This window comes from Microbacterium sp. 18062 (assembly GCF_902706225.1).
Lineage (GTDB): Bacteria > Actinomycetota > Actinomycetes > Actinomycetales > Microbacteriaceae > Microbacterium.
This window is the reverse complement of the sequence record NZ_CACSKB010000592.1, coordinates 1-402: the sequence shown is the minus strand read 5'-3', so window position 1 is coordinate 402 and position 402 is coordinate 1. Positions and strand designations below refer to the sequence as shown.

Below are 402 nucleotides of genomic sequence, written 5' to 3'. Positions count from 1 at the left end.
CCTTCGTAGAGAGCGAGACCCAAAGCTTCGTTCGCGTCTCATTGAGCTCCGCAAAAAGGAAGGCGGTCTCATCTGTGATCTATGCGAGAAAGTTCCTGGTGAAGTCCAAGCCAACTTAGCAGAGTCAATATACGAAGCACACCATGTTATTCCGCTGGCCGTAGGCGACGAGCGCTCCACTAAGCTTTCCGACATGGTGTTGCTATGCGCTTGCTGCCATAGACTTGTTCACAAAGCCATCGCGTCAGAAGGCCGTTGGCTCAACCTTACCGAAGCAAGAACGATCATCTATGGGAAGTAGTCGCCTAACTGTTTGGTTAAGCCGACGCCCACAAGCTTCGCTTGTAGGTGCCCTCCGCGCTTCGCACTTCGGCGCGGCTTACCGCGACCGTTAGGCATTTA

Annotated in this window: 1 protein-coding gene; it reads left to right on the top strand. The window is 53.5% G+C overall.

Annotation, left to right across the window (positions count from 1 at the left end; genetic code table 11):
• Positions 1 to 301 (top strand): HNH endonuclease (locus GVL03_RS21370; RefSeq protein ID WP_200847423.1); only part of this gene is annotated, 301 nt, incomplete at its 5' end.
• Between the last annotated feature and the right edge of the window lie 101 nt (positions 302 to 402).